This is a genomic window from Roseibium sp., assembly GCF_025698965.1.
Lineage (GTDB): Bacteria > Pseudomonadota > Alphaproteobacteria > Rhizobiales > Stappiaceae > Roseibium.
On record NZ_JAILWL010000464.1, the window covers coordinates 1 to 5,137 of the forward strand.

The 5,137-nt window shown below is 53.0% G+C and carries 8 protein-coding genes; 4 read left to right on the plus strand and 4 right to left on the minus strand.

Features of this window, described 5'->3' with window-relative positions; genetic code table 11:
• Positions 1 to 188 precede the first annotated feature (188 nt).
• On the plus strand, positions 189 to 404 hold the full coding sequence (locus K5905_RS27075; protein WP_297590106.1) for a DUF3126 family protein: 216 nt from the start codon (positions 189 to 191) through the stop codon (positions 402 to 404).
• A 77-nt stretch (positions 405 to 481) separates the two neighbouring features.
• Here K5905_RS27075 and K5905_RS27080 read toward each other — a convergent pair whose 3' ends face one another.
• Positions 482 to 1,198, minus strand: a complete 717-nt coding sequence (locus K5905_RS27080; RefSeq protein ID WP_297590109.1) for a hypothetical protein — start codon at positions 1,196 to 1,198, stop codon at positions 482 to 484.
• Positions 1,199 to 1,405: 207 nt separating this feature from the next.
• Here K5905_RS27080 and K5905_RS27085 point away from each other — a divergent pair, with 207 nt between their 5' ends.
• Positions 1,406 to 1,738 (plus strand): hypothetical protein, encoded by a 333-nt coding sequence (locus K5905_RS27085; RefSeq protein WP_297590112.1) that lies wholly within the window; start codon positions 1,406 to 1,408, stop codon positions 1,736 to 1,738.
• A 7-nt stretch (positions 1,739 to 1,745) separates the two neighbouring features.
• Positions 1,746 to 2,273, plus strand: coding sequence for a gamma carbonic anhydrase family protein (locus K5905_RS27090; RefSeq protein WP_297590115.1), 528 nt, complete (start codon positions 1,746 to 1,748; stop codon positions 2,271 to 2,273).
• A 147-nt stretch (positions 2,274 to 2,420) separates the two neighbouring features.
• Here the strand turns inward: K5905_RS27090 and K5905_RS27095 are convergent, their stop codons facing one another.
• Complete coding sequence (locus K5905_RS27095; RefSeq protein WP_297590116.1) at positions 2,421 to 3,035, minus strand: transglutaminase-like cysteine peptidase; 615 nt, start codon at positions 3,033 to 3,035, stop codon at positions 2,421 to 2,423.
• A gap of 185 nt (positions 3,036 to 3,220) precedes the next feature.
• Here K5905_RS27095 and K5905_RS27100 point away from each other — a divergent pair, with 185 nt between their 5' ends.
• Complete coding sequence (locus K5905_RS27100; protein WP_297590118.1) at positions 3,221 to 3,433, plus strand: hypothetical protein; 213 nt, start codon at positions 3,221 to 3,223, stop codon at positions 3,431 to 3,433.
• A 43-nt stretch (positions 3,434 to 3,476) separates the two neighbouring features.
• Here K5905_RS27100 and K5905_RS27105 read toward each other — a convergent pair whose 3' ends face one another.
• A complete protein-coding gene (locus K5905_RS27105) occupies positions 3,477 to 4,112 on the minus strand; it encodes a PilZ domain-containing protein (protein ID WP_297590120.1) in 636 nt (211 codons plus the stop codon).
• A 311-nt stretch (positions 4,113 to 4,423) separates the two neighbouring features.
• Positions 4,424 to 5,137, minus strand: a 714-nt coding sequence (locus K5905_RS27110) for a PAS domain-containing protein (RefSeq protein ID WP_297590123.1), incomplete at its 5' end; no start/stop codon positions are given.

The following is a 5,137-nucleotide window of genomic DNA, read 5'->3' on the forward strand; positions in this document are numbered from 1 at the left end:
GAGTTGTTGGCAAGGCGGGATGCACCGAACCGGCGCGCAGCATGAACCAATTGCTGGGCGACGAGACCGGTCAGTCCGGCTGAGGCAAGGAAGACGGGGATAGTCACCGGAAAGACTTTGGCTTTTGCCTCTGGTCTTGTAGGTTCCGCGCTAGAAAAATGCTGACGGCAATTGATAAGGAGAGCGCCGTGAAACCCGATGAAATCCGAAAGATCGAAGCTTACCTGCGTTCAAAATTCGAGCTGCAGAGCCTTCAGGTGCGGGCACGCCCGCGTAAGGACGATTCCGCCGAGGTCTATATCGGAGATGAGTTTATCGGCGTGATTTTCCGTGATGACGAAGACGATGATCTCAGCTGGAATTTCCAGATGGCAATTCTTGAGATCGACCTCGATGAAGTCTGAGCCAGTATAGCTCAAGATCAGAAGTTTTTCGGGCGGGTTCCTAAAGGAGGCCGCCCGAATTTTATTCGGAATTCAGATCAGTTGACACGAAAGCTCGCGATCTTTCGGATGATGGATTTATCCAGCTTGCGCCAGTCCGGCAGAAGACTGCGGTCGAAGCGGTATCTCAGCTCAAGACCTGACGCCAACACGATGGCTCTGTGGCAGATGCTTCTGCCGGTCGCCACTTTTTTCAGACAGCGGGCAATAAATCCGTTTTGCACCGACGGGTCATAGACGATCAGGTCGCTGGTTGGCGAACCACGTGAGGACAGCGTCAAAATCTTCAAGCCATCCGGTCCACGAATTTCACCGCCACGCGCAAGCCGTCTGTAAAATGGATCCAGACGCGCGCGAAGGCTTTCGCGTCCGGGATTGCTTTCCAATTCGACCAGGATTGTCCGTTCGTTGTCTGCACTGTCACTAAAGACATTTGTGTGCAGGGGAGGGGCATCAAGGAACGGCCATGTCATGGACAGGCGCAGCGTCTTGAAGTTGGTGTCGGCCCCCAGAGCCCTGTAGCGTTGTCGTGAGGTCGTAATGAATTCGAGCGGCAGCGTGACCTCTACGGTGCCAACGCTCAATGTGACCGGTTTTTTGCCGAAGGTTTCGGTTGCACCGTTTTGCCAGTATTTCGACCAGTAGCTTGTTCGCTCTGCAATGTGGGCAATTGCCAGAACGCACATGGCCAATGCCAGGTAGGTGAAGTGACGCGGTTGAGCCTTGCTCGGTTCTGGCAACAACAGGGGCGTCACAGGACATTCTCCTGTGAAGCACATGCGCCGGATTGGGACAAGCTGTCCTGGAACGGAACAGCTGTTCCGATCAGAGAAGTGTCTAAGCCCCGCAGTATAAACCATATTTGAGGGTTTTTGCCCATTTGCCTTTCCGGCACAGTCTTTGCACTTGACCCTTTACTAATTCTTAATCACTTTCTTGCCTGAAAGGTTAACAGGGGGTTAATGAGTGTGCTGTTTGATCTTCTTCTCGTTGGATATATCGCAAGCGCCGGGTTCGTAGCCGCGGGAGTGTTGGGGAGTCTCTATCAGCTCGTCACACAGGAACCACCTCGTTTCAATTTTACCGGCGAGGGATCCGTCAGCTTGGTGACTGCGGTTATCATGTGCGTGTTCGCAGGCCCTTTTATCATCATGCGCAATGCGATCAGAGGGCGACGGATTGAAAACAGACCCTTGGGTTGGCTGGTCGCGTCTTCGACAATTGCCGGCATGTGGAGCGTTTGCTCCGGCATCATGGTCATGAATGTCGCCTTGATCCTGGTTGGATTTGTCTGAGGATCTCATGCCGATTTATTCTCTTGAAGGACGTGCACCGATATTTCCTGAGAGCGGTGACTATTGGGTCGCACCAAACGCGACCCTTATTGGTGACGTCCTGCTGATGGACGAAGCCAGCGTCTGGTTCGGTGCAATGCTTCGTGGAGATAATGAGCGGATTGCGGTCGGTGCTCGTTCAAATGTGCAGGACGGGTGTGTATTTCACACGGATATGGGTTTTCCGTTGACGATCGGCGCCGATTGTACTGTCGGACACAATGCCATTCTCCACGGCTGCACGATCAAGGACAATGCGTTGATCGGAATGGGAGCAACCATTTTGAATGGTGCCATTATCGGATCCAACTGCATTGTCGGTGCAAATGCACTTGTCGCTGAAGGCAAGGTGATTCCAGACAATTCGTTGGTGGTGGGTGTGCCTGGAAAGATTGTGCGCACCCTGCCGGATCAGGCGGCTGATGATATCCGAAAATCCGCGGATGGATATGTGCGCAATTGGCGGCGATTCAAATCCGGACTACGCGAAATCTGACCTGTTACAAGCGATCACGATGTCGGAAACCGGCCTGCGGGGGCAGGCCGGTTCCCTGGACCCGGTCGTGGTAGGGATGGGGAGGGTGGGGACGCGACCGGATCGTTCCTTGGGCCCGCAACGGGCCAATCCCAAACCTGTTCTGATCTATCTGGTGACGCTACTGACGGTCGTAACGCGTTGGTCGGAAATGCCGGTCCACTTCATTGCCGAGCTTGCAGACTGGCGTTTGATGTAACGGTATGGGGTTGAATACCAGGGCAACACCGCTTCGATCTGGTTGTCCAGGATCATGTCGCCATGGTCCGTGCGTACCGTCAAAACGGCGTGACCCGAATTCTGCATATCCTTTGCGACGGTTATCAGAAGAGCACTTTTCGGCCATCCGGCTTCGATGAGGACACGTTGCTTTTCAAGAACGTATTCCTCGCAGTCGCCATATCCGTCGACCGGGTAGGACCAGTGCTCGACTTTGCCGAAGAGGTCTTCATCAGTCATCGGCCTGACGCGTCGGTTCACCTCCGCGTTGATTTCGATGAGCTTTTGCCAAAGTGTCTCGTCCAGTCGCACGACCACAGGATCGTAATTTTCGTCAGAGCATGCCCAGGTGTTGTCCCGGCAGAACTGGGTGTATCCGATTGGTGCCTTGACCTTGGTCTTCATATCCATGAAGCGTCCCGGCTCGGCTTGCGCAGTAGAAATGCCTGCAGCAGTACTCATGATCAGTGCAGATGCGATGATTGTAGTCTTAAGTAATTTCATCATAACGCCCTCCCCAAGGCTGGCGCTAAGATGACATTTTCGATTTTACTTCCAGAAAATCTTCAAGCTATAACTTAATCAATACTTTAGTTTACTTTTATTCTTATTTTATATTTATTTGACGCTTGTTTGATTTAAGTTCTAATTGAACTTTTGTAAAATTTGATCTGTTTTCAGGTAACCATATGAAATTTTTCTGTTTTTCAGGCTTTTGGGAAAATGATTTCACTGAGGGAGCAATCGCAGGCGGCGTCCGTTTTCAAGTAAAAACAAGCTTTGATGTGTCGCCAACGTCGTGGAATTTTTTGTCGTTTCAAACAAAAAAAACTGCACGACTGCCTGTCAAGGCCGTCAAACAGGCGCGGGCTTTCTCCGTTACACCAACAGTGCCGGTGTAGGAAAGCTATGTCTAGTGAGGTGGGGTACTGTCAGTGAAGATAGTCAGAGCCCGTCGGGTGCTGAGATGTGTTGTTCCAGCAATTCACGGCTTTGAACGGCGGCAAATTCGACCGCAATTCCACCTTCAATGGGCCGGACAACTCTTGCAACCATCTTGCCGAGGGTGATGCTGTCGCCCATTTCCGGATGAATATCAGTGGCGATAGCCGCGCCGGACAATGAAACGTCGATGATCCGGCAAACATGCTCTGAACCGTCCGGCAGAACCATTCGGGTCATTGGATTCTTTGGAACAAACCTGTCATGCCTGCGATCTTCAGGCAGGTTGAGCTCATCGCGGTTGGCAAGCCATGTCAGGACGTTCGCGATTTTGTCGCGCTTGCGGGCTGTGTTGCGCAGTTCAACAGCAAAGCCTCCGTCGATCAGACGGGCGATTCTGCCTTCGACGCGGCTAAGATGATCCAGATAAGCAACGACCCGTTCACCGACACGTCCGGTAACAGGAGTGATCATCGCCATTCCACCGGGCGACATATCAATCACCTGACAGGGATATTCCTGACGATCCTCAAGCATGAAACGGCCCAGAATATTAACCTGAACCCGTTGATGCCGACGGCGATCAGTGACTTGAAGCGATTTGCTTCCCTCTGGTGCTGTTGCCAATCCGGCGCTCATGCCTGCTCTATCCAAAAACGTGCGATACCGCACTTCTCCCGTGCCGAGATGCGAATCTCTAGACGTCTTTCCACTACTTTAGGCCGCTGGGGTTAACGATGTGTAAGAGTGTAGCGATCAGATGGCTCAGGTCTAGGGCAATAACGCATAAATTTCGTGCGTTTGGCGTCGAAATAACAAGAGAATGCATGACGTTTCCGTCAAGTGACGGCTGTGAAACCCTAAAAAACAGCACAGCCGCCACTCAATCAGGGCCTGGCAGTCAGAACTTCTATGGTTTTAGGAACCACTCCTTCTGCCTGCCAGGTGATTCAGGATTTGCCGCCTGAATAAACCGTGAGGTGACCGACCTTGCGCTCCGCTCCTTGCGGCAGGGGAGGTGTCGGCATCACCATCCCCTCGGCTGTGAAGCGCGGCAGGATCGGGTTTACTGGTGTTGCCGTGTCGACGAAATAGGGCCGCTCGTCCGGCCATACCAGGCGAAGGCTGCTGATGGACTGGTTCAGTATGGGATGCAGACCGATCCAGTAAGGCTTTTCCATCGGTGTGCAGCTTCCCAAAATGCGGGTCCGCCCTTCACCTGGTACATTCAGCGGTACGAGCAACATCTCCATTTGCAGGATCTGGCCGCGCTCTGTGTGGCCGTTGACGCCGATGACTGCCGCAGCTGCATCTTCTGTTATGGCTGCAATCAGGCTTTCCAGAGCTTCCTTGTCCTTGGTATTCCAGCCCCTCAGATAGTTGCGGCCTTTCAGTTCACGACAATGCGCCGAGCAAAGACGCGTACCGGCAAGGCGATAGCGAACGTCGTGCGGTCCGTTCGTTTCCAGAATGAAGGTGTCACCAAGGAGCCCGCGAATTTCACTCGGGTCGACTTCGCTGCGATTTGGGGCAGGGCGGGCGCCGCGCAGGTTGTCCCAATAAGAATAAAGAGTTTGCGTCACGCCGTGTTTCATCTCGTCTCGCCTCTTTGACACGTTTCGTCCGGTGTTTCGTCTCAAGACAGGGTCTGTTTCAAAACGGGA